Raw genomic sequence first — 24,870 nt, forward strand, 5'->3', positions numbered from 1 at the left:
ACTCAACCACCAACGGGCGCGGCCCGCAGGGAATGCCGGGGCCTTACACATGAACGAGGCCTTCAACAAGAAATCCTTTGATCCCTGTGGACTCGTGTCGCTGCTCGATCAGCTACGCAGGGTGCAACATTCGGCGTGAATCGCCGTTGTACGGAAACGAACGTTCGGTGGTGTGGGAGGACGGCGGCCGCGAGGCCCCCTCCTGCCCGATTCCGCTTCTCTCTTTGGCGGCCAGTTAAATCTTTCCAGACGCCACGAGGGCGGCATGAATGGTCTTGAAAGGAAGAAGAAGGGACAACGGCGCGTCAAGGAAGGGGACAGCTCCATACCCGGCATACCATGCTGCGGCGCGGGTGTTTTTGGCGTCAATAAGAAGTGCTACGCCGCCGACCTGTGACGCAGCCAAAAGGCAGCGCCGGCCAGCCGCAAGGAGCAGTTGGCCGCCGAGGCCACGGCCTTGAATCGATTGGTCCACAGCCAGCCGGGCCAGCCGAAACACCGGCACGTCATGGCGGGCAAGGCCGCGTTTGACGAGTTCTGGTGTGCGGTCGTAGGCAATGGAGGCGGGGCTGACGCTGTAAAACCCGAGGATGCTGTTGCCGCCTGCATCGCTGATGGCCAGAAATGTTTTGGCTCCACCCTGGACATGGCTTTTCCGTGCGTGGCGGCGCAAAAAATCATTTAGAGCAACGTCGCCACAATCGAAGGACTCTCGATCATGCGTTTTGCTGATCGGCTCTTCATGCCAACCCGGTATTTTCATAACAAGTTTGGCAAGGCCTTCGCCGCCGCCATCAATTTGGCATTCGGAGCCGGGGGATTCTCCAGAAGATCAAGTGCGAGAAGGCTGTCTCGTCCAGAAAGCCGGAGCCGTTCCGCTTGGTCGATGACCGAACGAGCTGCCTCCATGGCACTGCTGATGACGAAGTCCGTCAAATTCGTATGTTTAAGGGCAACCGCACGAAGCAGAAGGACTTTCTCCTCGGTCGGAATCCGTAGTGACATGCGGCTGTTTCCCTCGACGGGGAGTTGTGGCATGGCGTTCCTCCTTTAATCTGTACGCCTTCAAAGCGTACACATTCCCTCTTGTTTGTCAATCGCCTGTTGGGATTCACTGGACAACATATCGCAATTATTGGATATGCCAAAGCAATCAATGAAGACATCGCAGACCAAGGTATTCGCCGGAATTTCTTTCCAAAGTCACACTCGTATAGAAAGAAATTCCGGCGAGTTTATGTGTAAGTTACCCGCATCCTGCGAGCGTGGAGGAGGCGAATCAAACTGACTTCGCTAATACAATAAACGCCTTGAACGCTTCCTGTAGCGAGACGGCAGCTGCGCAAAGCGCGGCTTTTTGAGGAGGGGGAGGCTCGCAGTTATTGGCAACCTCAATCTCGCATTTCGACAAAGCCAGACTGATTAATCGTTGAGCCTGTTCTTCAAACTCCTGCATATCGAATTTCTGCACACAATTACCTCGGCGTTGGGGGCAACCACGACGCACGACCTCTGTCGCTTTCGGCCAAAGCAGTACATTGTCAAGCTTGCTGTCTAGCGTTTTCCTTGGCTACGGCAAGAAGGTACGTCAAGTCCTCCCCCAAGATTTCCGCCATACGCTCTGCATCCGATACAAGTACGCCTTGTGGTTTGCCCGTGTTAGTCGCCTTTCCGCGCATGGCCGACCATTTTGCCGCTGCCGCCTTGGCAGGCGCGTCTGACCAGACCATTTTGGCAAACTCGCCCTTTTTCCAGCCTCGGGCGTCTGCACGTTTATCGACCAGCTCCACAAAGGACCGCTCTAGCAGAAATGAGAAATTTTCCATGGTTGCCTCCGGTCCTTTGACTCTAGCGGAAATTCCTTCCTTGTCTAGTTGAAATTTCCTGTTGTGTAAAGAAGGAAATTCCTGCAAACTCTTCCCAAGGATAAACCCATGAAAGAAATCATTGATTTATTGTTCCGCCTGAAGGGGTCGCATACGGCCGTGGCCAGGGCGCTCGGCTATACCGGACGACAATACAGGAATATCAGGAAAAAAGTGGAGACTGGCCAGAGGCTGCACCCTCGCGTGGAGACCTTTATCCGCGTGAAAAGTCAGATAATCCAAGGAAATTCCCCCGCTCGAAACATCCTCTCACTGACTCCCCCAGAAGGGACCCCCCAAGCCCGTGCAGCGAGGTCATAGCATGGCTCGAAAAAGAAAGCGCATTCCCCGAAACATGGGACGTATCGAATTCATTGCTTGCCAGGATGTGATCGATGCCATGCGGGTGCAGGGCTATGACAACAAGAAAATTCACGCTGCGCTGGTCAAGAAAGGCAAAGTTACCATGTCTTACGCAACCTTCTGCCACCATATGGTGCGCTTTCTCAAAGAAATCAGGGAAAGGCAAGAACAATCCGGACATCACCCCGTGCCGATATATACGCAAAAGACCTTCAAGCAACAGGGACTTAAACAACATGGATTTTCAGTGAACAAGACCCCATCCTCCGATGAAATGATCTAGCAAGGAAACACTATGGCCATGATACATTTCATCTTGCAGGGCAAAGGCGGCGTTGGAAAATCCCTCGTCGCTTCGTTGCTCGCGCAATACCTGCAAGGCAAAGGTCTTCAGGTTCATTGCTTCGACACAGACCCGATCAATGCCACCCTCGCCGGGTATGAGGCTTTGGACGCCGTGGCTCTGGACATCATGAGCGGCGACGACATCGATCCCCGCCGTTTCGACCAACTTATGGATGCGATTATCGAACTGCCCGCCGATGCCCATGTCGTGGTGGACAACGGCGCTTCCTCCTTCGTGCCGCTTGGGTCCTATCTACTGGAAAACCAGGCTCTCGAAGTCCTCGAAGAGCATGGCCATTCCGTCATGCTCCATACCGTGGTCACCGGCGGACAGGCCATTCTAGACACCCTGTCCGGTCTCAAATCTCTAGTTTCGCATTTCCCGACCACGCCTATTGTTGTTTGGCTCAACCGCTACTTCGGCGACATCGCCATTGATGGGAAGCGATTCGAGGAGTTTAAGATTTACTCCGAATGCGCTTCCAGCTTCCATGCCGTCATTTCCCTGCCGCACCGCAAACAAACCACCTTCGGTCGTGACCTGGAAGAACTCTTCGCCAGACGGCAGACATTTACCGAAGCCCAGGGCTCTGCTCTTCCGATCATGGTCCGGCAGCGCCTGACCAGCTTCTGGCGGGATACTATGACCGAAATAGATCAAGCCCGTCTTTACTGAGGATCGGTCATGAATGATCAGCACCCAATTGATGCCGAGACTCCGCCCGCCGTCCCTGACGGCATCGGTCTGGACCTGGAAAGCGTCCGAACCCTCCTGGCCCAGAAGCATACAACTGTGGTTGCACCGGATGATCCAGTGCTCATGTTGGTTACGCTGCAAAACGCCTTTCTGGCCGAATACGAAAAGCTCCTCGACCGGCACAACAAGGCCCTCACCGCCATGCTGGCCGACAAAACGGACGGCTACGTGGCCGAGGTGCTGACGGCCACCAAAGGACTGGCCAAGGACTTCTCCAAGGCCTCGGTAGAAAACATCCGGACGACCCTCCAGGGGCATGTCGCGGCGCTAACCACCTTTCGGCAAAATCTCACATGGCTTGCGGCCATCGTGGCCGTCTCCGCCCTGGTCAACGTGACCGTTTTCGCCTTGCGGGCGCGAGGGTAGCCATGGACAGACTGCACGCGAGCCTCACGCACAATTTCGGGCCAATCATCATGGAGGCTCTCCGCGATCCGGACGTGATCGAAATCATGGTCAATCCGGACCAGACGTTGTGGATCGAAAAGCTCGGCCAGGACATGGCCTTGCGCGGGAAGCTTGCCCCGGCCCAAAGCCGGCTCATCATCTCCCTGGTGGCCAGCGCCCTGGAAACCACGGTCACGGCGGATAGGCCTATTGTGGAGGGGGAACTGCCCCTTGACGGCAGCCGCTTCGAGGGTCTCATGCCGCCCATTGTCTCCGGGCCGTCGTTTACCATTCGCAAACGGGCCAGCCGGGTTTTCACTCTGGATGACTATGTGGCTTCAGGAATCCTGTCGCTTTCCGCCTCGGTCATCCTTGCCAAGGCCATCGAAGCCCGGCGTAACATCTTGGTGGTAGGCGGAACCGGCTCGGGCAAGACGACGTTCGTCAACGCCATTATCGACGGCATTTCCAGGCGCTGCCCAGGTGACCGGCTCATCGTCATCGAAGACACGACTGAACTCCAATCCGCCAGTGACAACACCGTCTTTATGCGCTGTTCGGACGGCGTACCCATCCAGCGTTTGGTCAAGGTGTCCATGCGCTACCGGCCAACGCGCATCCTGGTCGGCGAAGTCCGCGACGGTTCCGCCCTGGATCTTCTCAAGGCCTGGAACACCGGGCACCCCGGCGGCGTGGCCACGGTCCATGCCGGCAGCGCCGCCGCCGGCCTCCTTCGCTTGGAGCAGCTCATTGCCGAGGCAACCCTGGTGCCCATGCCGGCGCTCATCGCCGAAGCCGTGGATATGATCTGCTTTATCGAGCGTGCCCCGGGCGGCCGCCGCGTCTCCGACATCGCCACCATCAAAGGCTTTGATCCCGTAACCCACACCTACGATTTGGAGCACCTATGCTGAAACCTGCCCTTCGGTATCTCCCCCTGGTGGCGCTCGTTCTAGTTCTGCCGGAACTGGCCCAGGCCTCGGGAGGCATTTCCGAATTCTCAAGCCCCCTGGAAAAGGTGGTCCAGACGGTCACCGGTCCGGCCGGTCGCTGGGTCTCCATCGTGGCCATGGCGCTTTGCGGCATTCTCTACATCTTCAACCGCGACGACCTGACCGGCGGCTTCAAGCTGCTTCTTGGCGTGGTCTTTGGCATCTCGTTTATCGCCTTCGCCACCAGCATCGTAGACAGCGTGTTTTCTTTCTCCGGCGCGGTGATCTGAGGGGAAAAGCAGCCCATGCGCACCTTGACCATCCACCAATCCCTGCACCGGCACAGCCATGTCATGGGGGCCGAACGGGAACTGGTGCTGACCTGCGGGCTTATTGCCCTGCTGGTCGGCATCGGGGGCTTGAGCCTTCTGTCCGTGGTAACGGGGTTGACCTTCTGGGTCATGGCCGTTTTTGTCCTGCGGCGCATGGCCAAGGCCGATCCGATCATGAGCAAGGTCTGGCTCAAACACATCAAGCAACAGCTTTTCTACCCGGCCCGGGCCGGCGTCTGGAGAAAATGATGCTGCGGCTGCGGGACTATCGCTCCAGGATCAAAGGGCTGCCCGACCTTTTGCCGTATGCGGCCTTGATCGCTCCCGGCGTGGTGCTATGCAAGGACGGGAGCTTGCTGGCGGCCTGGGAATTCCGGGGACAGGACACAGCCTCCAGCACACCGGAAGAACTGGCCTTCGTGTCCGCCCAGGTGAATAGCGCGGTCAAACTGCTCGGCTCCGGCTGGATGCTCCATGTAGATGCCTTGCGCAGCCGCGAACGCACCTATGCGCGTCCCGAAGAGAGCCATTTTCCCGATCCGGTGACCCGGCTTATCGACGAAGAACGCCGCCAGTTTTTCAGCGGCGACACCTGCTACAGCACCAAGGCTGTGCTCACGGTCAGCTACAAGCCGAATCTGCAAGCGGCCAAGCTGGCCGGAGCCGCCCAGTCCGGGACCGGGCGGCGCAATCTTCTAGCGAAAAGCTTGCGGTTTTTCGAGCAGGCCTTGCTGGAACTGGAAGACGCCTTGGCCGCTGTGCTGCGCCTGGAGCGACTGGTGGAGTTCGACGACGCCGAAGAAGATGATCAGTCTGTCCGGTATTCACCGCTCCTTTCGCACATCCAGCAGTGCCTGACCGGCGAGGAACAGCCCCTCCGGGTGCCGCGAACGCCCATGTATCTGGATGCGCTCCTTGGCGGCGAAGACCTGGTCGGAGGCTTGGCCCCGCGCATTGGGAAAAAGCACATCGCGGTCCTCAGTATCGACAGTCTGCCCCAGGAGAGTTGGCCGGCCATGCTGGCCAGCCTTGATGGGCTGCAACTGCCGTATCGGTTTTCCACCCGGTTCATCTGCCTGGACCAGCTCGATGCGGCCAAGGAAATCACGGTCTACCGCAAGACCTGGCAGCAGCAAATATTCCGGTTCTTTGACCAGTTTTTTAACAACCCCAGCGCCAGGGCCAACCGGGACGCCCAACTCATGGCCGAGGATGCCGACGAAGCCCTGGTGGAGGTGCAGTCCGGGTACGTGGGCGCGGGGTATCTCACTTCCTGCATCGTGCTTCTGCACGAATCCCCGGAGCCGCTGCACGATTGGGCGCGGGAGCTTCGTCGCGTCATCCAGACCCTGGGGTTCGGCTGCCGCATTGAATCCATCAACACCCTGGAAGCCTGGCTTGGCACCCACCCCGGCAACGGGTTTGCCAACCTCCGGCGTCCCCTGGTCAACACGCTCAATCTCGCCGATCTGCTCCCCCTGGCCAGCATCTGGTCGGGGAAAGGCTTTTGTCCCTGTCCCTTTTACCCGCCGGACTCGCCGCCGCTCATGGTCTGCACCACGGACGGTTCAACGCCGTTTCGGTTCAACCTCCATGAGGGTGACCTTGGCCACACGCTTATTTTCGGTCCCACGGGTTCGGGCAAGTCCACGCTCCTGGCGCTGATCGCTGCCCAGTTTCGTCGCTACCCGGAAGCCCGGATATTCGCCTTCGACAAGGGCATGAGTCTTTTCCCGCTGTGCCAGGCAGCCGGCGGCAGCCATTTCGAAATCGGCAGAACAGAACTCGCTTTTGCTCCTCTCCAGCGCATTGACGTTTCCGGAACGGAACAAAGCTGGGCCGAAGGCTGGGTGGCCGATCTGGCGGAGTTGCAGGGGCTTCGTGTGTTGCCGGTCCATCGCAACGCCATCCGCACGGCCATGAACGCCTTGCGGGAGAACCCGCCGACCATGCGCTCCCTGACCGACTTCTGGCATGTGCTTCAGAACCAGGAACTCAAGGAAGCACTCAAACAGTACACCAAGGCCGGGGCCATGGGGCATCTGCTGGACGCCTCGTCGGATGCCCTGGACATCGCGTCGTTCATGGTCTTCGAGATTGAGGAATTGATGCAACTTGGGGACAAGAATCTGATCCCCGTGCTGCTCTATCTCTTTCATCGGATTGAAAAGGCCCTATCCGGACAGCCGGCGCTCCTCATCCTTGATGAGGCCTGGATCATGCTCGGGCATCCGGTTTTTCGGGAAAAGGTGCGGGAGTGGCTCAAGGTCATGCGCAAGGCCAATTGCGCCGTGGTCTTGGCCACCCAGAGCCTCTCCGACGCGGTGCGCTCCGGCATCATGGACGTACTTGTCGAATCCTGCCCCACCAAGATTCTCCTGCCCAATCTCACGGCCCGCCAAGACGGCCAGCGGGAACTGTACGCCGGCATGGGACTCAATGCCCGGCAAATCGAAATCGTGGCCACGGCCACCCCCAAACGGGATTATTACATGATCTCCCCCTCAGGGCGGCGTCTCATACAACTCGCCTTGCAGAAAAAGACTTTGGCCTTCGTCGGGGTCTCGGACAAGGACAGCATGTCCCGGATTAAGGAACTTTGCAGTCACCACTGCCAGGATTGGCCTTGGTTCTGGCTGCAAGAAAAAGGAGCGGCTTGACCATGAAAAGAATCCTCATGTCGTGCGGCCTTGCCATGTTGCTCGTGCTCGCAACCGTTTCTCCCGGAAACACGATGGTCGTCTACTGTACCAATTGCAGCGAGATGTTCACGCAGGCCCTGGAGCGGGTCACAAATCTGTCTCAGCTCCAGACCCTTGTTTCCCAGTATCAGGAAGCGGTGACCCAGACCATTGAGCAGATTGAAATGGTCGCCAATCAGGTCAAGCAGTACCAGAACATGGTGCAAAATACCATTAAGCTGCCGGCCCAGCTCATCAACAAGGTCACCGGTACGTTCAAGCAGTTGGCCAGCCTGACTAAGAGCCTGCAAACTCAGGCCGGCGACATTGCGGCCATGGGCAGCATCTTCACGGAAATCTATGGGGATTCTGATTTCTTGAGGGGAATCGCCAAGGCCGGAACCGGCACGACGAAGACCGTCAACGCCCAGTATCAGGCCAAGCTGGAAGAGTGGTCCTCGGAATCCCAGCGTGCCTCCAAGGCCGCCTTTCAGGTCACCGGGGAGCAGCTTGATGACCTCATGGGGAGCGCCGAGGACTTCGACAGCCACATAAACCAGCTTCTGAGCACCCCCGAAGGCCAAATGCAGGCCCTGGAGTCGGCCAACCAACTGGCGGCCCTGCAACTCAAGGAAGCTCGTGAGCTTCGGACCCTGCTCCTCACAACCAACCAGGCGGACATCCAAGACCGGATGAAGGCGGAGAAGCAGGACGAACTGCGCTCCACATGGTGGCAGGAGATGACCAAGACCGACAAGCTCCAGGGGATCAGCGGCAAAAACCCCAAAGCCGATCCGTTCTAACGCCTGTGAGTTATGGACATGGCCAATACGTCCCATCAGTTCCTGATCCCAACCGCCGTGAGCGCCCTGGCGCTCCTGGCCGTGCTGGCCCTGCCGGCAAGCGTGTTGGCCGCCGGGCCGTCACCGGACGCCATCTCCCAGATTGCGCAGGAATTCTACACCAAGACGACGGCTTGGTCGGGAACGCTCAAGTCATTTGCCTTTGCCTTGTTCCGCTGGACCGTGATGCTCGAAATCGCGCTCTTCGGCATCCGCATGGCCCTGCAACGCTCCCAGCTCCCGGATATTCTTGGCCAGTTCGTCATGACGCTTTTATTTGCCGGGTTCATCGCCGCCGTGATCAACAATTATGCGGAATGGTCCTGGAACCTGATCCATGGTCTGGCCTCCACCGCCGATTCCCTGGGCACGACCCAGACAGCGTCGGACGCGCCGCTACGCAGCGGCCTCAACCTCGTCCAAGTCATCCTGGATAAAGTCTCCATCACCTCGCCGGCCGAGTCCATCGGCTACGTCGTGGCCGCCCTGGTGGTGCTGATCTGCTTTGCGCTGATGACCGCCCAGATACTGCTGATCAAGTGCGAGGCCATGGTGGCCATGAACGCCAGCGTCATCCTGCTTGGGCTTGGCGGCTCATCGCTTTTCAAGGAATACGCCGTAAACGTCATGCGCTACACCCTGGCCGTCGCCTTTAAGCTATTCGTCCTGCAACTGCTGCTCGGTCTTGGCATGACGTTTATCACTGACATGGAACTCTCCGAGGCCACGCTTCAGGACATCTTCGTGGTCATCGGCGTTTCCGTGGTGCTGCTCGCCTTGGTCAAAACCATTCCGGATGTCTGCGCAGGCATCATCAATGGCTCCCATGTCACGGGCGGCCATGCCCTGGCCGCCACGGCCGGGGCGGTGCTCGGCGGCGCGGTCGGCTTTGCTGCCGGATCGGTGGCGACCGCCGCTGGAACCTCCATGGGACTGAAAAGTGTTCGCGCCGCTTCGCAACTGGCCACGGAAAGTGGAGCCAGTGGCCTCGGCAAAGTCGGCCACATGGCCCAGAGCCTTTATAGTGCCCATCAGCAAACCAAGGCCGAACACCCCCGGGCCAGCCATGCGCTGCGTTTACGCAGCAAGATGGAATCGCGGCTCCAGGCCAAGAAGATGGAAAACTCCATGCGGGAGGAAAGCGCCGATGCCAAACCAGAATAGCGTCCAGACCCTGGCCGCTGCTCCTGGCCAAAATCCCTACTTGAATGGGCGGGAAGAATGGCTGGAACGCTACGGCAATTACATCCAGCGGGCGGCCCAATGGCGCATGATGGCCGTTTTCTGCCTGCTGCTGGCAGCAGCCTCGATTGCAGCCAACGTGATCATGGCCGCCCAGTACAAGGTGGTGCCTTACATCGTCGAGGTGGACCGGATCGGGCAGGCCGCCGCCGTCTCCCGGGCCGATCTGGCCTCGCCGGCACCGAAGCGCCTGATCCAGGCGGAGTTGGCCAACGTGATCATGAACTGGCGCACCGTGACCGCTGACCTGGATCTGCAAAAAAAGATGGTCGAGCGCCTGTCCTACTTCATGGCCGGATCAGCCAAAGGCCAGATGCGCCAATGGTACGAGGCCAACAACCCCTTTGACCGGGCCAAGGAAGGCAAGCTGGTCCAGGTTTCCATTAAAGGCTTGCCGCTGCCGGTCAGCCAGGACTCCTGGCGGGTGGAATGGACGGAAACCGTGCGCGGCCACACCGGGGCCGTGCTCGTCGAACCCCAGACTTTTGAGGCCACCCTGACCGTTCAGTTGCAGCCAGCCGCCACCGATGCCCAGGTGATCAAGAACCCCGGCGGCATCGCCATCACGGGCCTGTCATTTTCCAGAGTGCTGGAAGGCGCGTCCGACAAATAATCGTTGGTTGGGAGGGAGGAAATCCTATGCGAAGGGAAATAGCGATCTTGGCCTGTTTGCTCTGCCTTCACGGGCAGACGGCCCTGGCCCAGGATGGCCGCGACAAGGTCACCCTGGCCCAGGCGCGAAAGACCGTGGATGTGCCGCTTGAACGACAACTTCCGGAAGACGGCGCGGGTGTTGCGGACCTGCCGGGTCCGCCTCCACCCATGCCCGATTACATTAGCGACAAGCCGGTTAAGCTCACGGCCAAGGAACGCAAGGCCTTGGAGCTGGCCGAAGACTGGGCGGCCAAGTCCGTGACCCCAAGCCGCGACGGCAATGGCCGGGTGCTTTACGTGCATGGGGCGAGCCTGCCGACGGTCATCGCCTCGCCGTTTCAGGTCTGCGACGTGGAATTGCAGCCGGGCGAAACGCTCAACGAGGTCGTGGTCGGCGACTCGGCCCGCTGGCTGGTGGATGTGAGTAAGTCCGGCTCGGGCGAGGCCGAATCCGTCCATCTGCTCATCAAGCCGGTGGATGCAGGGCTGGAAACCTCCGCCGTGGTCACCACTAACCGCCGGGTCTATCACCTGCGTCTGGTTTCCCAGCGTTCCGGCCATACGCCCTACATCGGCTTCACCTACCAGGAAGATCATGTCCGCCATTTCAAGGAGCAGGCGGCCAAGGACGCCAAGGAGAAGCTCTGGCGAACGGCCGTAGTCGGCGGCCAGGACATGGACCTCAGCAAACTCCACTTCGGTTACGGCCTCAAGGGTCGGGCCGCCTGGAAGCCGACCCAGGTTTACGACGACGGCCGCCAGACCTTCATCCGCCTTCCTGATTCCACGGCTACCGGGGAAATGCCGATCCTGCTGGTGCGGAAAGCCTCGGGCAACGTGCTGGTCAACTACCGGGTGAAGGAACGGACCATGGTCATGGACGGCCTCTTCGACCGGGTTCTTCTCATTGTCGGCGTCGGCAGCGATCAGGAGAAAATCGAAATCACACGGGAGAAAAGCTGATGCGCATCTACTTTATATATCTCTGGCTGGGCCTTTTGCTGGCTGGCTGCGCCCCCAGGCACATCGGATCATTCAGCGCCGAGGGAGTCACGCCAAAGCAGGAGGCTATCATTGCCGAGGATGCGGCGGGCAAAATCGCTGCCGAGTATCCGCCCGGAGTGACCGCCTTACACCTGGAGCAGGCCCGGCGCGGCCATTTCGACACGGCCCTGGAATCCCGGCTTCGGGAGCGCGGGTTTCGCCTGGAAGCGTCCGGCGGATCGGGCATCTTGTCCGTGGCCTACACCCTCGACGCTATCAAGGACGAGCCGAACGTCTGGTATCTGCACGTCAAGACTTCGGACGGGTTTTCCTTCTCCAGGGTCTACGCCCTTGGTCCCGACACCAAACCCGATGGTGGCATGGTGCAGATGGCATCCCCCGAGAAAAGGGCTTCGTCGGAATCCGAGAATGTCTCGGTGGGCAAGGTGCTCCCGCAATAGCCTCCCGCAACCATCGGAAATACCATGTCCGACAATAGCCCCAACGAATTCACGCCCCCGGGAGCCGCCGGCCTGGCCGTGGCCAGGATGAGCAAAAAACCGCTCATCCTGGTCCTCCTTGCCGGCCTCGTGCTGGCGGCGGTCCTGATCTATTCGGTCAACTTCTCTGAACGCCGGAAAAAGGATGACGCGAAACTGGCCTCAGAGGTTGCCTCGGACAAGCCGTTGCTCTCCGGGGACGTTGGGCCGGGGCTGGCGGTTTCGCCTTCCAAGGAAAAGACCCCGGCAATTCTTGAACCCCAAAAGCCGATTGTCGTCGTTGCGCCAAAGAAAAACGACCAGGCCGAGGCCTGGCGGCGGGAACAGGAGCAGCTTCGTCGCTACAAGCTGCAAGCCCAGCTCAGTGCGCTGTCTTCTCCGCTGAGTGCCAAGAAAGGGGAGCAGACTCGGCAGCCGGCCGCACAAGCGAACCCAGGAACGGACGCCCCGGAGGGCCGGCAGCAGGAGACAGGGGACGGGGCAAAGGGACTGGCGGCAAGCCTCGCCGGGCTCGCACCCGGCGACTACAACCCGGCGGCCGACAAGGACAAGGAAGCGTTTTTCAGCCGCGCCAAGCAGCAAGGGGGAGCGGACAAGGAATGGACGCTTCCGGGCACGCGCACGCCCGGGCAACCCTTTGAAGTCAAAACCGGCACGGTCATCCCTGGCGTCATGATCACGGGCATCAATTCCGATCTGCCCGGCTCGATCATCGCCCAGGTCAGCCAGAATGTTTTCGATACGGCCACGGGCCGCAATCTGATCATCCCCCAGGGCGCGAAGCTTTTTGGCGTCTATGACTCCCGGATCATCTACGGTCAGTCGCGAGTGCTCGTGGCCTGGAGCCGGATTATCTTCCCGGACGGCTCGGCGATCACCTTGGGCGCCATGCCCGGCGCGGACATGAGCGGTTACGCCGGCTTCAACGACGAAGTGAACAACCACTATCTCCGTGTGTTCGGCTCCGCCGTGCTCATGTCGCTCATCTCCGGCGGCAACGCCTTCGCCATGGACTCCCTCAATGTGAAGGGGAACACCTCAAGCAACGTCCCTTCCATGCAGGATGAGATGGCCTCGGCCCTGTCCAGCCAGCTTGGCCAAACCACCACCAAGCTTCTGGAGAAAAACCTCAACATCAAGCCGACGCTGGAAATCCGACCTGGCTACCAGTTCAACATCATCGTGACCAAGGACATGGTCATGAAGGCCCCGTATGAGTCCCTTCGGTAGGCTGCGCAAGCAGTCAGCAGGCGTCGGTGTTCCCGGCCTGCGGGGGAACTTCAGGCGTTTTGCCCTTCAGGGCGCAGAACTCCAGATAATCCTCGACGGAATCCGCCAAGGCTTCTTTGAGTTCGTCAAGGGTGCGTCCCTGGAAGGTGATGACATCCGCCAGATGCATGACCTCACCGTGAAATATGCCTGCGTCCTGGTCGTACTCGCACCGCCCCTGATGCCCTTTATACGTCATAATGTTCATAGCATTGCTTCCTTGGGAGCACTTATAGAACGGCTCCATGCGGTTGCGTCAAGGAGGAGAATCAGGCCGGCAATAAAGCCAAAGGGGAGTATCGGTGCCTGCTGACCGGACATACGGTCTCGGGAAGGCCAGACGCCAGCGTCGTTCCCGTTGGCCGTATCTTGTCTTCGTGGCCGTCCTGGCCACGGTCGCCATGTCCGTCGCCACCCAGCGCGTGGCCTTTCTTTATGGTTTTCAGCCCGCTCTGGGGACTCCCTTGGTCAGGGCCTTCGAGGTTTCCTGGTATCTCCCCTGGAAAATCTTCGACTGGCAGGAACATATCGCGGACCGGCACGGCCACATCCAGAAGTCGCTGGCTATCGCCCAGGCCGTCTTCATTCTCCCCCAACTTCTGGTATTTGGCCTTTGGCTTGGTCGCCTGCGCCTGAGCGAAGGCCGCGACGATCTACACGGATCGGCCCGTTGGGCCGATGAGACCGACATCCAGTCCATGGGACTCTTTGGCGGCCAGGGCGTCTATGTCGGGGGTTGGATCAAGGCCTTTCGAGGTTTGCCCGCCCTGGGGCGCTCCCTTGTCGGAAAGCCGGCATCCGTGCAGCTCTATCTGCGTCATAGCGGGCCGGAGCACATTCTGTGTTTCGCGCCGACCAGGTCCGGCAAGGGCGTGGGACTCATCCTGCCCACGCTGCTTTCCTGGTCAGACTCCACTGTGGTCTTCGACATAAAAGGCGAGAACTGGAGCCTTACCGCCGGGTACCGGAAATCCATCGGCCATACGGTGCTCAAGTTCGATCCCTCCGACGCCACGGGTGCTTCGGCCTGCTTCAATCCCCTGGAAGAAATCCGCCTGGAGACCATCCACGCCATTCCCGACGCTCAAAATCTCGTCGGCATGATCCTGGACCCACAAGGCAAGGGGCTGGCCGACTATTGGAACAAGGCGGCTTTCGCTTTTCTCGGCGGGACGCTGCTCCACGCTCTGGTCATGGTCAGGCATAAGGAGCAGCGCACGGCAACGCTTTTTGACCTTTCCCGCACGCTGGCCGACGCCCATCGGGGCGTCCGCGAGCTGTTCCAAGAAATGCTGGACACCGATCACGCCGCCTTGCTGGATACGATTTTTCCCGACGGGCACCAGGGCCAGGACCTGCACGCCTTCATCGCCTCGGCCGCCCGGGAGATTCTCAACAAGGCCGACAACGAACTGTCCGGCGTGGTCTCCACGGCCGTGGCCAACCTGGCGCTGTACCGCGACCCGGTGGTGGCCCGGAACATCGGCCACTCGGATTTCCGCTTGGCCGACCTCATGCACCATGAAAAGCCCGTAAGCCTCTATCTGGTCATCAGCCCGGCGGACATCGACCGTCTACGCCCACTCATCCGCATTGTTGTGAACCTGCTTCTCAGCCGGGGCACGGCTCGCATGGACTTCGGCGAGAAGTCCGAAGGCGTGGCTCCGAAGCATAGACTCCTGCTGCTTCTGGATGAGTTCACCGCCCTGGGTCGTCTCGACAGCATCGAACGGGCCATCGCCTACATGGCCGGCTACGGCATCAAGGGCTATTTCATCGTTCAGGATATCGTGCAGTTAAGCGCCGTTTACGGCAAGGACAACGGGCTTATGGCCAACTGCCATATCCGCGTGGCCTATGCCCCCAACACCATCGAGACCGCTCAGGTGCTTTCCGCCATGACCGGCAAGACCACTGTGGTGGAGAAGAGAACCTCGCTTTCAGGCTCCCGCAGCGGATCGCTTAAGAACGCCTCGGTGAGCGTCTCGGAAACCGCCCGGCCGCTGTTGACCGAAGACGAGTGCATGCGCCTGCCCGGTCCCCAAAAGGATGCCGCAGGCAAGGTCGTCGCCCCGGGCGACATGCTGCTTTTTTGCGCCGGCCGGCCGCCCATCTATGGCCGGCAGATTCTCTACTTTTTGGACCCAGTTTTCTCCCGCCGTGCAGGCATCAAACCGCCTCAGCTTTCAGACTCCCTCAACCGCGAAATTGCCATGCCACCGGTTGATAAGCCCGAGCACGACACGGCCGCTGCCGAGCCGGACAAAGACAAAGGGTATGAGAGTTATCTTGAGCGTATGTAGCCTGACGCTGGCTGCCTTGGGCCTCTTTTGGATCTTCAGCCTGCGGGTTAACGCCACGGCCTCAATGCCCCGAGGCGTTTATCGCCTTATCCCCGGCCTTCTGGAGCGCGACGATCTGGTCAGCTTCTGTCTGGAGGAAGGTGATTTCGCCAATTTGGCTCTGGATCGGGGCTACCTGCGCCCCGGTTCCTGTCCCAATGGCCTGGAACCCCTGCTTAAGCGCGTCGCCGGCATACCCGGTGATCGGCTTGAAATCAGCCAGGGCGGCATCGCGATCAATGGCCGGTTATGGCCCCAAAGCCGGGCTGTTTACCGGGATGGGCATGACCGACCGATGCCTGACGCCAAGAGCTTAAAATCGAGGACGATCCCGGATGGTCTGGTGCTGGTACTTTCCGACCGGCATCCCGGCGGCTTCGACGGGCGGTATTTTGGGTTGGTCCCCATTGCCACCCTGCAAAAGGTCGAGCCTGTATTTCTTTTGGACCCCAAAGGAGAATGACATGGACAAGAACACTCTCATGGCGGCGGCGAATGTGGTGGACGCCCAGGCCACGGAACTCCCTGATCTCGGCATTCCAGTCGATCCCGACGTGGCGGACTTCATGGGCGCTTTCGAAGAAACGGCCGTTGGCCTTGATGATCTGGACGATCCCGAGGGGGACGCTACGGAGGCCGGCCATGGCCGATGACAAGAAAAATCGCAAACCCTTCCATGAGGAGTTTGCCGAGAAGATCATCGAAGACCTGAGGCGCGGTGTGGCCCCCTGGCAAAAGCCCTGGCAGCCCGGCGAGGTCTTTCCGCCCATGAATCCGGTTTCCGGCACGGTTTACAGCGGTATCAACCGGGTCATGCTCTCCCGGTATAGCTTCGATGACCCGCGCTGGATGACGCTGCGGCAGGCCAACACCCTGGATTGTCGCGTCCGGAAGGGGGAGAAAGCCGAAACCATCGTCTACTGGCAATTCTCCAAGGAAGAAGCGGCCCGGGACGACGATGGCAAGCCGGTCCTGGACGGCGAAGGCAATCAGGTCATGGAGAAGGTCGAGCTGACCCGGCCCATTGTCCGTTTTTCATCGGTCTTCCATGTGAGCCAGCTTGCCGGCGAGATTCCTCCCCTGGACAAATCGTCTCTGGTGCCGCCCTGGAACCCGAACGAAAAAGCCGAGGCCATCCTCGTCAACTCCGGCGCGGTCATCAAGCACAACCAGCGCAACCGGGCCTTTTATAGCCCACACGCGGACGAAATCTGTCTGCCGCCCAAAGACCACTTCATCGCCCAGGATGCCTATTACGCCACGGCCTTGCACGAGCTTGGGCACTGGACCGGACATGTCTCGCGCTTGGCCAGAGAATTTGGTCCGTTTGGCTCCGAAGTCTACGCCCGGGAAGAACTCCGGGCGGAAATCGCCTCTTGGATGTTTGGCCAGGACCTGGGCATCGGCCATGATCCGGGCCAGCATCTGGCCTACGTGGATTCCTGGATCAAGGCGCTTGAAAAAGACCCCTTTGAAATCGTCCGAGCCTGCCGAGACGCGGAAAAAATCAAACACTACGTGATCACTATGGAACAAAAGCAGGAACACCGCCAAGACATGGCCCAAGTGCGCGGAGAGGAAGTCGCAGCCCGCGCGCCGTTGGATGTGCAAAGTTCCGAACAGGAAGTCATCAGGGAGCCTGCCGATCGAAAGGTCTTCCTGACGGTGCCCTACCGGGAGAAAGGTCGAGCCAAAGCTGCCGGGGCTAAATGGGCCCCCAAGGCCAAGCTTTGGTACGCACCCGAAGGCGCGGACATGGCCAAACTCAAGGCTTGGTTGCTGGAAAAAACGCCGGAGGTCGCCCCCACCATGCCGCCCCAGGCCGAATTCGCACAGGCGCTCAAGGCGGTCGGCCTCGACCTTGGCGGCCAGCAACCGATCATGGACGGGAAGATTCATCGGACGCCGCTTCTGGACGGGACAGCTGGCAAGTTGGGCGGAGCCTATGTGGGCTACCTGGACGGCATTCCGGCCGGGTTTATCCAGAACCACAAGACCGGTGAGAAGGTAAACTGGAAAGCGACTGGGCACGTCCTCTCTGACGAGCAGAAGGCGGCTCTCAGGGTCGAGGGGGAAAAACGCCGTGCCCAGCAGGAGCTTGAACGACGCGCGCAGCAGGGAAAAGCATCCAAACGGGCGTACGCCAAGTTTATAAACGCCAAGGAGGCCGGGCCGGAGCAGGCCTATCTGGCCAAGAAAGGCGTGCCTGGCATCGGCGTCAGGGAGGACGAAAACGGAAACTTGCTCGTGCCGGGGTATGATACCTCCGGTTTCATCCATACGCTCCAGACGATTTCCCTGGATGGGAAACAGTTCGAGGCCGGAAGCTGCAAGAAAGGTACCTTCTTTCCCATTGATCCCGAGGGAAGCCTCGGCCAGGACGTGATCCTCATCGCCGAGGGCTATGCCACAGCAGCCAGCGTGCATTTGGCCACAGGCAAGCCGGTGGTGGCCGCCTTTGATGCAGGGAACCTGGAGTCTGTGGCGGTGGCGCTACGAGAGAAGTTCCCGGATGCCCCAACTATCATCCTGGCGGATAACGATCACACTTTGTCTCCGAACGTGGGGGAGGAGAAGGCTTTGCTAGCGGCCAAGGCCGTAGGGGGGCGTGTCATCGTTCCAATGTTCACTGACCAGGAGAAGGCGCGGCAATTGACGGATTTCAACGATCTCCATGCAGCCTGCGGGCTGAAGCGAGTTAAAAGCTATGTGGAGCCGGTGATCGAAAGACTTTGCCGAGAAAGGAGGGAGGCACGGGCGGGACAGGGACAAGGCGCAAGCCATCGAATGTTCCTGACAAATCGCTCAATGTACGGACAAAATTCGATAAATTAACTTCTTATCCAGCTGTCTCGCTGCCCGTCTCTTCGCTTGAAATAACTCTCAATTCGTGTCGATTCTACTCGGCAATGTACAGAAATTATACATGCGGTCACATGAGAGTCCTACCCTGCATCCATGTATAGCTAATTATCAATGATAGTTATGCGTTCAGTCCCTGATGGAACAACATTTGCTATTGGCAAAGTATACAATTTGTCGGTCCAGGGCCTTCGTCCCTGGTCAAAAGGAGTGCCTTTATGAAACGTGTTCTTACCCTTATCACCTTGTCGGCCATGTTGCTGCTGGCCGGTAGCGCCTTCGCCGCCCCTACCGTGATGGGTTTCAGCGGCCCGGCCACCTCGACCGGGGGCAGCACCTCCGCTGTTTATGGACCCAATACGGGTTCCACGACAAGCACCCCTGGGTTCGGCCAGATGGGGGCGAGCGGGGTCATGAGCGGTTTCGGTCAGGCTGGTTCCACCGTGACCACGGACTCGCAGAGCTGGTTCGAATCCATGATGCCCTGGCTTTTCTAAACATCCTCCCCTGGCTTCCCTGGCAAGGTCCAAGGTCCGCCAGCGACGGCCTCAGAGCGCTGCCACCCTCCTCCCAAGCCAACGGGAGGAGGGTGTTTGTTTCTAGAGCACCTCCACCCTATTATCGCTGCAATTTCGCCAGCAGAGTCTTCCTTGTGATCCCAAGCTGCTTAGCGGCTTCGGTCTTATTGCCACCCGTCGTCTCCAGCGCCGCCAGGATTGCCTCACGCTCCACCTCCTCCAAGGGCAGAATTCCTCCTGGGCCTCGATGCGGCGACAGCTCAGTCGGTTGTCCCTCAGGCCCATGAGCTTGGTTGATACTCAACGGCAGCTCCTTCTCGGTGACGAAGTCCCCCGGCATGAGCACGACCGCCCGCTCCACGGCGTTTTCCAGCTCGCGGACGTTGCCCGGCCAGTCATATTTGATGAGCATGTCCATGGCCTGGGGCGTGAAGCCCTTGGCGACCTTCCTGTTCGCCTCAGCGAATTTGCCCAGAAAGTGCATGGCCAAAAGCGGCACGTCCTCCCCGCGATCCCGAAGCGGTGGGACGGTGATGGCCATGACGTTGAGGCGGTAATAAAGGTCTTGCCTGAACTTTCCCGCCGCGACCTCCTTCTTGAGGTCACGGTTCGTCGCCGCCACGATGCGCACGTCTACCCGAAGGACGTTGTCGCTCCCTACTCTTTGTATTTCCCGCTCTTGGATCACCCGGAGGAGCTTCGCCTGCATGGCGGAGGATATTTCTCCAATCTCGTCGAGAAAGATCGTCCCTTTGTTGGCCTGCATGAACCGGCCTTCGCGCCGCTTGTCAGCACCCGTGAAAGCCCCTTTCTCATGTCCAAACAGCTCCGATTCCAGAAGCGTTTCGCTTAAGGCCGCGCAGTTCACGATGACGAGGGGACCGTTCCGGCGCGGGCTGTTGAAATGAATGGCCTTGGCGACGAGTTCCTTGCCCGTGCCGGACTGGCCGGTAATGAGCACCGTCGCCTCGGAGGGCGCGACCATGGCCACCGTCTCCATGAGCCGGCGCATGGCTTCGCTACGGCCGACGATGCTCCTGGGGGCAAACGAGGAGACAAGGCGGTCCCGGAGTTCCTGGTTCTCGGCCTTAAGCGAAACATGCTCCAAGGCCCGCTCCATGGTCATCCGGAGCAGGTCGAAATCCAGCGGCTTGGTCAGGTAGTCGTACGCCCCCGCCTTGATCGCCTCCACCGCCGATTCCACATTCGAATAGGCGGTCATGATGAGGATGGGGATGGAGGGATTGTACGCCTTGATTTCCTTCAGCGCCTCAATGCCACCCATGACCGCCATGCGCACGTCCATGAGGATGAGGTCGAAGGGTTTTTCCCTGGCCAGCGTAACTGCCTTTGTCCCGTCGTCGGCCCCTGCCGCCTTGTATCCCCAGCCATTGATAAGGGCCAAAAGAATGGTGCGGTGCCCCTGGTCGTCGTCAACGACCAGAACGGTCGCTTTATGCTTTTCGGCCATGAAACGCTCCTTCCGGCCGCCCCACGGGCAGGAGGATGTTGAAGGTGGTGCCCCGGCCGGGCGTGCTCTTGACCTTGACCTCTCCCCGGTGGGCCTCAATAATCTTTTGCACAATGGCCAAGCCAAGGCCGGTGCCGGAGGATTTTGTGGTGAAGTAGGGGTTAAAGATGCTCGACAGGCTCTCGGGCGTAATCCCCTTGCCCGAATCTTCCACCTCGATCCGCACGCCCCCTCGGCCGTCGGAGGATGCCCTGACGGCAAGCGTCCCGCCGCCTTCCATGGCCTGGATGGCGTTGAGGTATAGGTTGAGTAGGGCCTGGGTGAGGCGGTCGGGGTCGATAGCGATGACGGGCAGGCTCGCGTCCCGGTCGAAGGCGACCGTGATCTTTTTCCCTTCGGCGTCCTGGCGGACCAAGCGCAGGGAATGCTCGATGAGACCGCCCACATCCATCGGCCGCGCCTTCAGGTCCGATGACCGGGCGAAGTCCAGGAGTTCCGTGATGACCCGGTTCAGCCGGTCCACCTCTTGGGCCATGACGGCGGCAAGCTCCCGGCCATGGCTGCCCTCGGCGCACTGCCCCTCGAAATATTTGGCGAAACCCTTGATTGAGGAGAGGGGGTTTCTGATCTCGTGGGCGACGCCGGCGGCCAGGCTGCCCAGGGCGGCGAGCTTTTCCTTGCGGCGCACCTCTTCCTGGAGCCTTCTTACCTCTCCCAGGTCGCGGAAGATGAAGAGGTTACCGAGGTAGCGTCCTTCCTCGTTAAGGATTTTCGACGCGCTCAGGCTCAAGGGAATATTTTTTCCCCCGTTAAAAGAGCACTCCATATCATGTTCCAGGACAGGTTCGCCCTTGCCGATGACATCCTTAAGTCCACACCATGCTGCGGGCAGAGCCTCCTCCGGGGACTTGCCGACAATGTCGGCCGCCTTGACCCCGGAAATCCTCTCGGCCGCGCCGTTGACCACAGCCAGACGGCCGTCGCTGTCCGTGGTGATGAGTCCAACCGGGAGGTTGTTGATGATCTCTGAAGAAAAAACCCTTGTGTCCTGGAGTTGTCGTTTGGAAAATCGGTAACTTTGCGCCCAAAACAGGGTCATGACGCCGCCGACGCCAAGTAGGAGAAGAATGGCCGACAAAATGACTGTATTGCGCATATCCTCGGCCAGGGCCGCATCAAAGGACGCGACATCAAACGCGGTGAAGACGGCCTGCTTTCCGGTCCCCTGGGAGGCGCTCGGCCCGCTCCATGGACACGAGACCGGCTGTCCGTTTGCGTCGCAGGAATCCAACGCATCGCATCCGGCCAGAGGTTCGAAGTAGCGGTAGACCTCAAAGGCCTTTCGCCCCCCCGGCAGGGTTGTCATCCGCCATTTTTCCTTCGCCCCGATTTCCAGCTCCCTCATCTCTTCGGGACTATGGAGTCTGGAGCCGATCTGGCCCTTGTCGCTATCGGCCAGGATCACCCCAGCCTCATTCGTCACGGCCAGATAGAGGATGTCGGGTTGTTTCGCCATCTCCTCAAGAAGCACTTGGTATTGCTCGCCTTCCCAATGCATCCCCATGCCCGTGCGCGCTCCCGATTCAAATGCTCTGATGAAAGCTGTTCCCTTTTCAAAAAGTGTCTGGGCGGCAAGGCCTTTCTCTCGATGGGTGTTCCGCACCGCCATGACGGCGACAATTCCGGCCAGGATAATGACCGAACCGAGGTAAAGCCACGGTGGCATATTCTCTAAGAAAATGTGCCATTCCTTTGATTTTTTTTGCATAACGACTTCTTTCTCCAGACGAATCAGCTTGGGATGGCCACCGAATGGGAAACAATAAGGCCGCCGCGTAAAAAGTAAACGGGCTTGAAAATAATTTCGAGTAAAATTTACTCGCAAGCTCGGCGCGCCGCATCATCAGCTTCCGTCATATTGAATTTAATCATTTTATTTTAGTATGTTATCCATTGGCTGGGGCTTTGGCACGTCCCTTGCGGTAAGGGAATCAAACTGAGGCGATTTGAAAGATAACAACATCCCACGCTAAACCAGGAGGCCATATATGATGTGGGACTGCGGATTCCCTCTCTCCTCTCTCTGGATAGGAGGCAACGTTCTCTGGGGGCTGGGAGCGATTCTGTTGATGACCGTGCTCTTAGGGATTTTTCTTTTAGGAGCAAGGAAAACCGACAAAACCCATCGTGCCGACAGGGACGATTCCTTGGAGATCATCAAAGCGCGCCTGGCAAGGGGTGAGATCAACCAGGAAGACTACCTGGAAATCAAGAAGGTCTTGGAACAGGCGTAGAATGAGTGAGGCGGACCCGGTTTTCTTTGACACCGAATTGTGCCAGGATGATGGTCCAGGGAGGGCCAGGAAATGACGAATGGGGACATGCTTGAGAGCGGTGGGCCGGGGGTGGAGACCATGGGTCCGGAGGGAGGCCGTAGGCCGACCGGAGGAACCACGGTCGAGTGTTCGGGGCCATTGATGAAGAGCCAGCGGTGGACATCGTCCAGGAAGCGTGAGGTTGTGTTACGCATCCTGCGCGGCGAGCCTTTGAATATGCTCTCCAGGGAACTTGGGGTCGAGATCTATCGGCTTGAGCAGTGGCGTGATGCTGCCTTGGCCGGCATGGACGAGGGACTCAAGAGTCGCATCGGTGACCCACTCCAGGCCGAATTGGACTCAGCCATGAAGCGAATTGGCGAGTTGACCATGGAGACCGAGCTATTGTGGGCACGGGTGAGGCATCCCGGCCCTTTAGCCAAAAGGAGGTCGAAGAAATGAGCTGCACGACCTCCTCAGACATCGGCAAGCCCTATGGCATCAAGCGGGTTTGTTGGATTTGGGGGCAGCCCCGTTCGTCATTTTACTCGGCTCGCCTGGGCTGCCAGTTGGAGAGGGACCGGATTCCAGCCGGGAAACGAGGACCCAAGGCCCTCATTGACGACCTGGAGTTGCTGGGTATGGTCAAGACCGATCTCGACACCTCTCCTTTCCAGGGCGAAGGTCATCGCAAGGTATGGGCGCGCCTGCGGATTCGGGATGGCGTGCGGGTCGGGCGCAAGCGGGTGTTGCGGATCATGCGCGAGAACAATCTGCTTTCTCCATCTCGTGGCCGGCGCGGCAGCGCCATTCTGCATGATGGGCAGATCGTGACCCAGGCCCCGAACGTGATGTGGGGCACTGACGGCGCAAGGGTATTCACCGTGAACGATGGCTGGGTCTGGATTTTCTCGGTGGTTGATCATTGGAATGCGGAGTGCATGGGGTCGCACGTCTGTAAGTATGGAACGCGATTCGCGGCCCTGGAGCCGATCAGCCAAGGGATCATGCCCATTGCCGGTTCGGTCGGACCCGATGCCGGGCGCGGCCTAGCCCTGCGTATGGACCACGGAACGCAATATCTGTCGGACCACTTCCTGAAACAAATCAAGTATTGGGGTGTCAGCCCGAGCTTCGCTTTCGTAGAGCAGCCGCAGACAAACGGCGTGGCTGAACGCTTCAACAAAACGCTCAAGGAGCAGGCGATCTACGGCCGGATTTTCCACTCCCTGGAAGACGTCCGCCAGGCTGTGGGGGAATTCGTTGAACGATACAATGACCAGTGGCTCGTGGAGAAAAATGGCTTCAAAAGCCCACGCCAAGCTCGACGTGATTGGCAGGCTGCCGGCAAAATGCTAACGGCGGCTTAAAGCTAAACTGTGTCCAGAAAACCGGGCGCGGTACACCTCAGGGGGTGCTGTCGGCGCAGTCCGGCGGGTCTCCTGGCTGGAACTATTCCGGGTTCATGAACGGGACGCCGCCTCAGGGAACCACTCCCAGTTCCAGCTACGGATTCGGTACCATGTACAATTTCATGCTGGATTTCATGGGCGATTTCTGGCGGTAACCCGTCGAACAATCCAATGTTGTCAACATGCTTATCTTCCGAATGTTTTAACATCATAAGCAAGGAGAATTTCAATGAACACACGCAAACACCTCGTCGGTCTGGCCCTGGTCCTGGTGGCCCTTTTGGGACTGAGCGGGCTAGCCAATGCCCAGATGGTGGGTTCCGGCACAATGAGTGGGCAGGGTATGATGAATGGGCAGGGCATGATGGGCGGCAACATGATGACGGGCCTGACCCCGGAAAAGCAAGCAGCCGTTCAAAAAATCCACGCCGATTTCAACGCGGTCACCGCCTCCCTGCGTCAGCAACTTACCTCCAAGCAGTACGAATTAAACGCCCAAATCTACAGCGCCACCCCTGACGACAAAAAGGTCCAGGCCCTGACCAAGGAGGTTTCCGACATGCGCGCCAAGCTCTTCGAGGCCCAGGTGGCCCTGCAAGGTCGGCTGACCAAGGAAGGCCTCCCGACCATGGGCGGCATGGGCATGATGGGGTCGTGTATGATAGGTGGAAATGGCATGATGGGGCCGGGCATGATGAGCATGTAGCGCGACACGGGATAGTCACCGAAGCCGTCTGCGACGAGAGGGGGCGCGGCAACCATGCTTCGCCCCTTCCCGTACGCACTTCGCAACAAGT

General features: G+C 59.3%; 29 protein-coding genes. 22 read left to right on the forward strand and 7 right to left on the reverse strand.

Features of this window, described 5'->3' with window-relative positions; genetic code table 11:
• Positions 1-235 precede the first annotated feature (235 nt).
• From NY78_RS20300 to NY78_RS20310, 4 genes are all read right to left on the reverse strand, one after another.
• On the reverse strand, positions 236-673 hold the full coding sequence (locus tag NY78_RS20300) for a GNAT family N-acetyltransferase (protein ID WP_231584057.1): 438 nt from the start codon (positions 671-673) through the stop codon (positions 236-238).
• A gap of 86 nt (positions 674-759) precedes the next feature.
• Positions 760-1,038 (reverse strand): type II toxin-antitoxin system TacA family antitoxin, encoded by a 279-nt coding sequence (locus NY78_RS20305; RefSeq protein ID WP_024825172.1) that lies wholly within the window; start codon positions 1,036-1,038, stop codon positions 760-762.
• 241 nt (positions 1,039-1,279) lie between these two features.
• Positions 1,280-1,471, reverse strand: a complete 192-nt coding sequence (locus NY78_RS24915; protein WP_156181028.1) for a hypothetical protein — start codon at positions 1,469-1,471, stop codon at positions 1,280-1,282.
• A 70-nt stretch (positions 1,472-1,541) separates the two neighbouring features.
• Positions 1,542-1,826 carry a hypothetical protein gene (locus tag NY78_RS20310; protein ID WP_043640340.1) on the reverse strand — a complete coding sequence of 95 codons (285 nt, stop codon included), beginning with the start codon at positions 1,824-1,826 and terminating at the stop codon, positions 1,542-1,544.
• A 361-nt stretch (positions 1,827-2,187) separates the two neighbouring features.
• On the opposite strand from NY78_RS20310, the gene NY78_RS23295 reads away from it, so the two are divergent.
• Genes NY78_RS23295 through NY78_RS20380 form a run of 13 tightly spaced genes read left to right on the forward strand, consistent with a single transcriptional unit; the run spans position 2,188 to position 13,114 of the window.
• Positions 2,188-2,511: a TraK family protein gene (locus NY78_RS23295; protein WP_053062283.1), complete on the forward strand. Its 324-nt coding sequence runs from the start codon at positions 2,188-2,190 to the stop codon at positions 2,509-2,511.
• A 12-nt stretch (positions 2,512-2,523) separates the two neighbouring features.
• On the forward strand, positions 2,524-3,249 hold the full coding sequence (locus tag NY78_RS20325; RefSeq protein ID WP_043640346.1) for a nucleotide-binding protein: 726 nt from the start codon (positions 2,524-2,526) through the stop codon (positions 3,247-3,249).
• 9 nt (positions 3,250-3,258) lie between these two features.
• Positions 3,259-3,696, forward strand: coding sequence for a hypothetical protein (locus tag NY78_RS20330; protein WP_043640349.1), 438 nt, complete (start codon positions 3,259-3,261; stop codon positions 3,694-3,696).
• 2 nt (positions 3,697-3,698) lie between these two features.
• Positions 3,699-4,631, forward strand: coding sequence for a P-type conjugative transfer ATPase TrbB (gene trbB / locus NY78_RS20335; RefSeq protein ID WP_043640352.1), 933 nt, complete (start codon positions 3,699-3,701; stop codon positions 4,629-4,631).
• Positions 4,625-4,939 carry a TrbC/VirB2 family protein gene (locus NY78_RS20340; protein WP_043640355.1) on the forward strand — a complete coding sequence of 105 codons (315 nt, stop codon included), beginning with the start codon at positions 4,625-4,627 and terminating at the stop codon, positions 4,937-4,939. The genes trbB and NY78_RS20340 overlap by 7 nt, the downstream gene beginning before the upstream one ends.
• Positions 4,940-4,954: 15 nt before the next feature.
• Positions 4,955-5,230, forward strand: coding sequence for a conjugal transfer protein TrbD (trbD, locus tag NY78_RS25335; protein WP_043640358.1), 276 nt, complete (start codon positions 4,955-4,957; stop codon positions 5,228-5,230).
• On the forward strand, positions 5,227-7,641 hold the full coding sequence (locus NY78_RS20350) for a TraG/VirB4 family ATPase (protein ID WP_331428934.1): 2,415 nt from the start codon (positions 5,227-5,229) through the stop codon (positions 7,639-7,641). The genes trbD and NY78_RS20350 overlap by 4 nt, the downstream gene beginning before the upstream one ends.
• 2 nt (positions 7,642-7,643) lie before the next feature.
• On the forward strand, positions 7,644-8,465 hold the full coding sequence (trbJ, locus tag NY78_RS23300) for a P-type conjugative transfer protein TrbJ (RefSeq protein WP_053062284.1): 822 nt from the start codon (positions 7,644-7,646) through the stop codon (positions 8,463-8,465).
• Between the two features lie 18 nt (positions 8,466-8,483).
• On the forward strand, positions 8,484-9,668 hold the full coding sequence (gene trbL / locus NY78_RS20360) for a P-type conjugative transfer protein TrbL (RefSeq protein ID WP_043640364.1): 1,185 nt from the start codon (positions 8,484-8,486) through the stop codon (positions 9,666-9,668).
• On the forward strand, positions 9,652-10,359 hold the full coding sequence (locus tag NY78_RS20365; RefSeq protein WP_047960316.1) for a type IV secretion system protein: 708 nt from the start codon (positions 9,652-9,654) through the stop codon (positions 10,357-10,359). Before trbL ends, NY78_RS20365 begins: the two co-directional genes overlap by 17 nt.
• 26 nt (positions 10,360-10,385) lie before the next feature.
• Positions 10,386-11,363 (forward strand): P-type conjugative transfer protein TrbG, encoded by a 978-nt coding sequence (trbG, locus tag NY78_RS20370; RefSeq protein ID WP_053062285.1) that lies wholly within the window; start codon positions 10,386-10,388, stop codon positions 11,361-11,363.
• Positions 11,363-11,845: a hypothetical protein gene (locus tag NY78_RS20375; RefSeq protein WP_043640367.1), complete on the forward strand. Its 483-nt coding sequence runs from the start codon at positions 11,363-11,365 to the stop codon at positions 11,843-11,845. The genes trbG and NY78_RS20375 overlap by 1 nt, the downstream gene beginning before the upstream one ends.
• Before the next feature lie 24 nt (positions 11,846-11,869).
• Entirely contained in the window at positions 11,870-13,114 is a 1,245-nt protein-coding gene (locus NY78_RS20380; RefSeq protein ID WP_043640370.1) for a TrbI/VirB10 family protein, read from the forward strand.
• 13 nt (positions 13,115-13,127) lie between these two features.
• On the opposite strand, the gene NY78_RS22920 is transcribed toward NY78_RS20380, so the two are convergent.
• On the reverse strand, positions 13,128-13,361 hold the full coding sequence (locus NY78_RS22920; protein WP_053062286.1) for a type II toxin-antitoxin system HicB family antitoxin: 234 nt from the start codon (positions 13,359-13,361) through the stop codon (positions 13,128-13,130).
• 94 nt (positions 13,362-13,455) lie between these two features.
• Between NY78_RS22920 and NY78_RS20390 the strand changes: the two genes are divergently transcribed.
• The 5 genes from NY78_RS20390 (at position 13,456) to NY78_RS20410 (ending at position 18,854) form a co-directional block, all read left to right on the forward strand.
• Positions 13,456-15,456 (forward strand): type IV secretory system conjugative DNA transfer family protein, encoded by a 2,001-nt coding sequence (locus NY78_RS20390; protein WP_043640373.1) that lies wholly within the window; start codon positions 13,456-13,458, stop codon positions 15,454-15,456.
• Positions 15,443-15,958, forward strand: coding sequence for a conjugative transfer signal peptidase TraF (traF, locus tag NY78_RS20395; RefSeq protein ID WP_231584058.1), 516 nt, complete (start codon positions 15,443-15,445; stop codon positions 15,956-15,958). The genes NY78_RS20390 and traF overlap by 14 nt, the downstream gene beginning before the upstream one ends.
• A 1-nt stretch (position 15,959) precedes the next feature.
• A complete protein-coding gene (locus NY78_RS20400) occupies positions 15,960-16,148 on the forward strand; it encodes a hypothetical protein (protein ID WP_043640380.1) in 189 nt (62 codons plus the stop codon).
• Complete coding sequence (locus NY78_RS20405; protein ID WP_082140132.1) at positions 16,138-18,330, forward strand: zincin-like metallopeptidase domain-containing protein; 2,193 nt, start codon at positions 16,138-16,140, stop codon at positions 18,328-18,330. Before NY78_RS20400 ends, NY78_RS20405 begins: the two co-directional genes overlap by 11 nt.
• A 245-nt stretch (positions 18,331-18,575) precedes the next feature.
• Complete coding sequence (locus tag NY78_RS20410; protein ID WP_043640382.1) at positions 18,576-18,854, forward strand: hypothetical protein; 279 nt, start codon at positions 18,576-18,578, stop codon at positions 18,852-18,854.
• Positions 18,855-18,975: 121 nt separating this feature from the next.
• Here the strand turns inward: NY78_RS20410 and NY78_RS20415 are convergent, their stop codons facing one another.
• Entirely contained in the window at positions 18,976-20,346 is a 1,371-nt protein-coding gene (locus NY78_RS20415) for a sigma-54-dependent Fis family transcriptional regulator (RefSeq protein WP_043640385.1), read from the reverse strand.
• Positions 20,330-22,072: an ATP-binding protein gene (locus NY78_RS20420; protein WP_231584059.1), complete on the reverse strand. Its 1,743-nt coding sequence runs from the start codon at positions 22,070-22,072 to the stop codon at positions 20,330-20,332. The genes NY78_RS20415 and NY78_RS20420 overlap by 17 nt, the downstream gene beginning before the upstream one ends.
• A gap of 322 nt (positions 22,073-22,394) precedes the next feature.
• Between NY78_RS20420 and NY78_RS20425 the strand changes: the two genes are divergently transcribed.
• From NY78_RS20425 to NY78_RS20440, 4 genes are all read left to right on the forward strand, one after another.
• Complete coding sequence (locus NY78_RS20425; RefSeq protein ID WP_043640391.1) at positions 22,395-22,640, forward strand: SHOCT domain-containing protein; 246 nt, start codon at positions 22,395-22,397, stop codon at positions 22,638-22,640.
• Positions 22,641-22,865: 225 nt separating this feature from the next.
• Positions 22,866-23,123 carry an IS3 family transposase gene (locus NY78_RS20430; protein ID WP_156181030.1) on the forward strand — a complete coding sequence of 86 codons (258 nt, stop codon included), beginning with the start codon at positions 22,866-22,868 and terminating at the stop codon, positions 23,121-23,123.
• Complete coding sequence (locus NY78_RS20435; protein ID WP_043640394.1) at positions 23,120-24,031, forward strand: IS3 family transposase; 912 nt, start codon at positions 23,120-23,122, stop codon at positions 24,029-24,031. The genes NY78_RS20430 and NY78_RS20435 overlap by 4 nt, the downstream gene beginning before the upstream one ends.
• A 271-nt stretch (positions 24,032-24,302) precedes the next feature.
• A complete protein-coding gene (locus tag NY78_RS20440; protein ID WP_043640396.1) occupies positions 24,303-24,779 on the forward strand; it encodes a periplasmic heavy metal sensor in 477 nt (158 codons plus the stop codon).
• Positions 24,780-24,870 lie beyond the last annotated feature (91 nt).

Origin of the sequence: Desulfovibrio sp. TomC, assembly GCF_000801335.2 — a bacterium.
In the GTDB taxonomy this organism is placed as follows: domain Bacteria; phylum Desulfobacterota; class Desulfovibrionia; order Desulfovibrionales; family Desulfovibrionaceae; genus Solidesulfovibrio.

Excerpts from the sequence above, each read along its gene's own strand:
- NY78_RS20305 (WP_024825172.1), bottom strand. The coding sequence starts at position 1,038 with ATGCCACAACTCCCCGTCGAGGGAAACAGCCGCATGTCACTACGGATT.
- NY78_RS20310 (WP_043640340.1), bottom strand. The coding sequence starts at position 1,826 with ATGGAAAATTTCTCATTTCTGCTAGAGCGGTCCTTTGTGGAGCTGGTC.
- NY78_RS23295 (WP_053062283.1), top strand. The coding sequence starts at position 2,188 with ATGGCTCGAAAAAGAAAGCGCATTCCCCGAAACATGGGACGTATCGAA.
- NY78_RS20325 (WP_043640346.1), top strand. The coding sequence starts at position 2,524 with ATGGCCATGATACATTTCATCTTGCAGGGCAAAGGCGGCGTTGGAAAA.
- NY78_RS20330 (WP_043640349.1), top strand. The coding sequence starts at position 3,259 with ATGAATGATCAGCACCCAATTGATGCCGAGACTCCGCCCGCCGTCCCT.
- trbB (WP_043640352.1), top strand. The coding sequence starts at position 3,699 with ATGGACAGACTGCACGCGAGCCTCACGCACAATTTCGGGCCAATCATC.
- NY78_RS20340 (WP_043640355.1), top strand. The coding sequence starts at position 4,625 with ATGCTGAAACCTGCCCTTCGGTATCTCCCCCTGGTGGCGCTCGTTCTA.
- trbD (WP_043640358.1), top strand. The coding sequence starts at position 4,955 with ATGCGCACCTTGACCATCCACCAATCCCTGCACCGGCACAGCCATGTC.
- NY78_RS20350 (WP_331428934.1), top strand. The coding sequence starts at position 5,227 with ATGATGCTGCGGCTGCGGGACTATCGCTCCAGGATCAAAGGGCTGCCC.
- trbJ (WP_053062284.1), top strand. The coding sequence starts at position 7,644 with ATGAAAAGAATCCTCATGTCGTGCGGCCTTGCCATGTTGCTCGTGCTC.
- trbL (WP_043640364.1), top strand. The coding sequence starts at position 8,484 with ATGGCCAATACGTCCCATCAGTTCCTGATCCCAACCGCCGTGAGCGCC.
- NY78_RS20365 (WP_047960316.1), top strand. The coding sequence starts at position 9,652 with ATGCCAAACCAGAATAGCGTCCAGACCCTGGCCGCTGCTCCTGGCCAA.
- trbG (WP_053062285.1), top strand. The coding sequence starts at position 10,386 with ATGCGAAGGGAAATAGCGATCTTGGCCTGTTTGCTCTGCCTTCACGGG.
- NY78_RS20375 (WP_043640367.1), top strand. The coding sequence starts at position 11,363 with ATGCGCATCTACTTTATATATCTCTGGCTGGGCCTTTTGCTGGCTGGC.
- NY78_RS20380 (WP_043640370.1), top strand. The coding sequence starts at position 11,870 with ATGTCCGACAATAGCCCCAACGAATTCACGCCCCCGGGAGCCGCCGGC.
- NY78_RS22920 (WP_053062286.1), bottom strand. The coding sequence starts at position 13,361 with ATGAACATTATGACGTATAAAGGGCATCAGGGGCGGTGCGAGTACGAC.
- NY78_RS20400 (WP_043640380.1), top strand. The coding sequence starts at position 15,960 with ATGGACAAGAACACTCTCATGGCGGCGGCGAATGTGGTGGACGCCCAG.
- NY78_RS20405 (WP_082140132.1), top strand. The coding sequence starts at position 16,138 with ATGGCCGATGACAAGAAAAATCGCAAACCCTTCCATGAGGAGTTTGCC.
- NY78_RS20410 (WP_043640382.1), top strand. The coding sequence starts at position 18,576 with ATGAAACGTGTTCTTACCCTTATCACCTTGTCGGCCATGTTGCTGCTG.
- NY78_RS20415 (WP_043640385.1), bottom strand. The coding sequence starts at position 20,346 with ATGGCCGAAAAGCATAAAGCGACCGTTCTGGTCGTTGACGACGACCAG.
- NY78_RS20420 (WP_231584059.1), bottom strand. The coding sequence starts at position 22,072 with ATGCCACCGTGGCTTTACCTCGGTTCGGTCATTATCCTGGCCGGAATT.
- NY78_RS20425 (WP_043640391.1), top strand. The coding sequence starts at position 22,395 with ATGATGTGGGACTGCGGATTCCCTCTCTCCTCTCTCTGGATAGGAGGC.
- NY78_RS20435 (WP_043640394.1), top strand. The coding sequence starts at position 23,120 with ATGAGCTGCACGACCTCCTCAGACATCGGCAAGCCCTATGGCATCAAG.
- NY78_RS20440 (WP_043640396.1), top strand. The coding sequence starts at position 24,303 with ATGAACACACGCAAACACCTCGTCGGTCTGGCCCTGGTCCTGGTGGCC.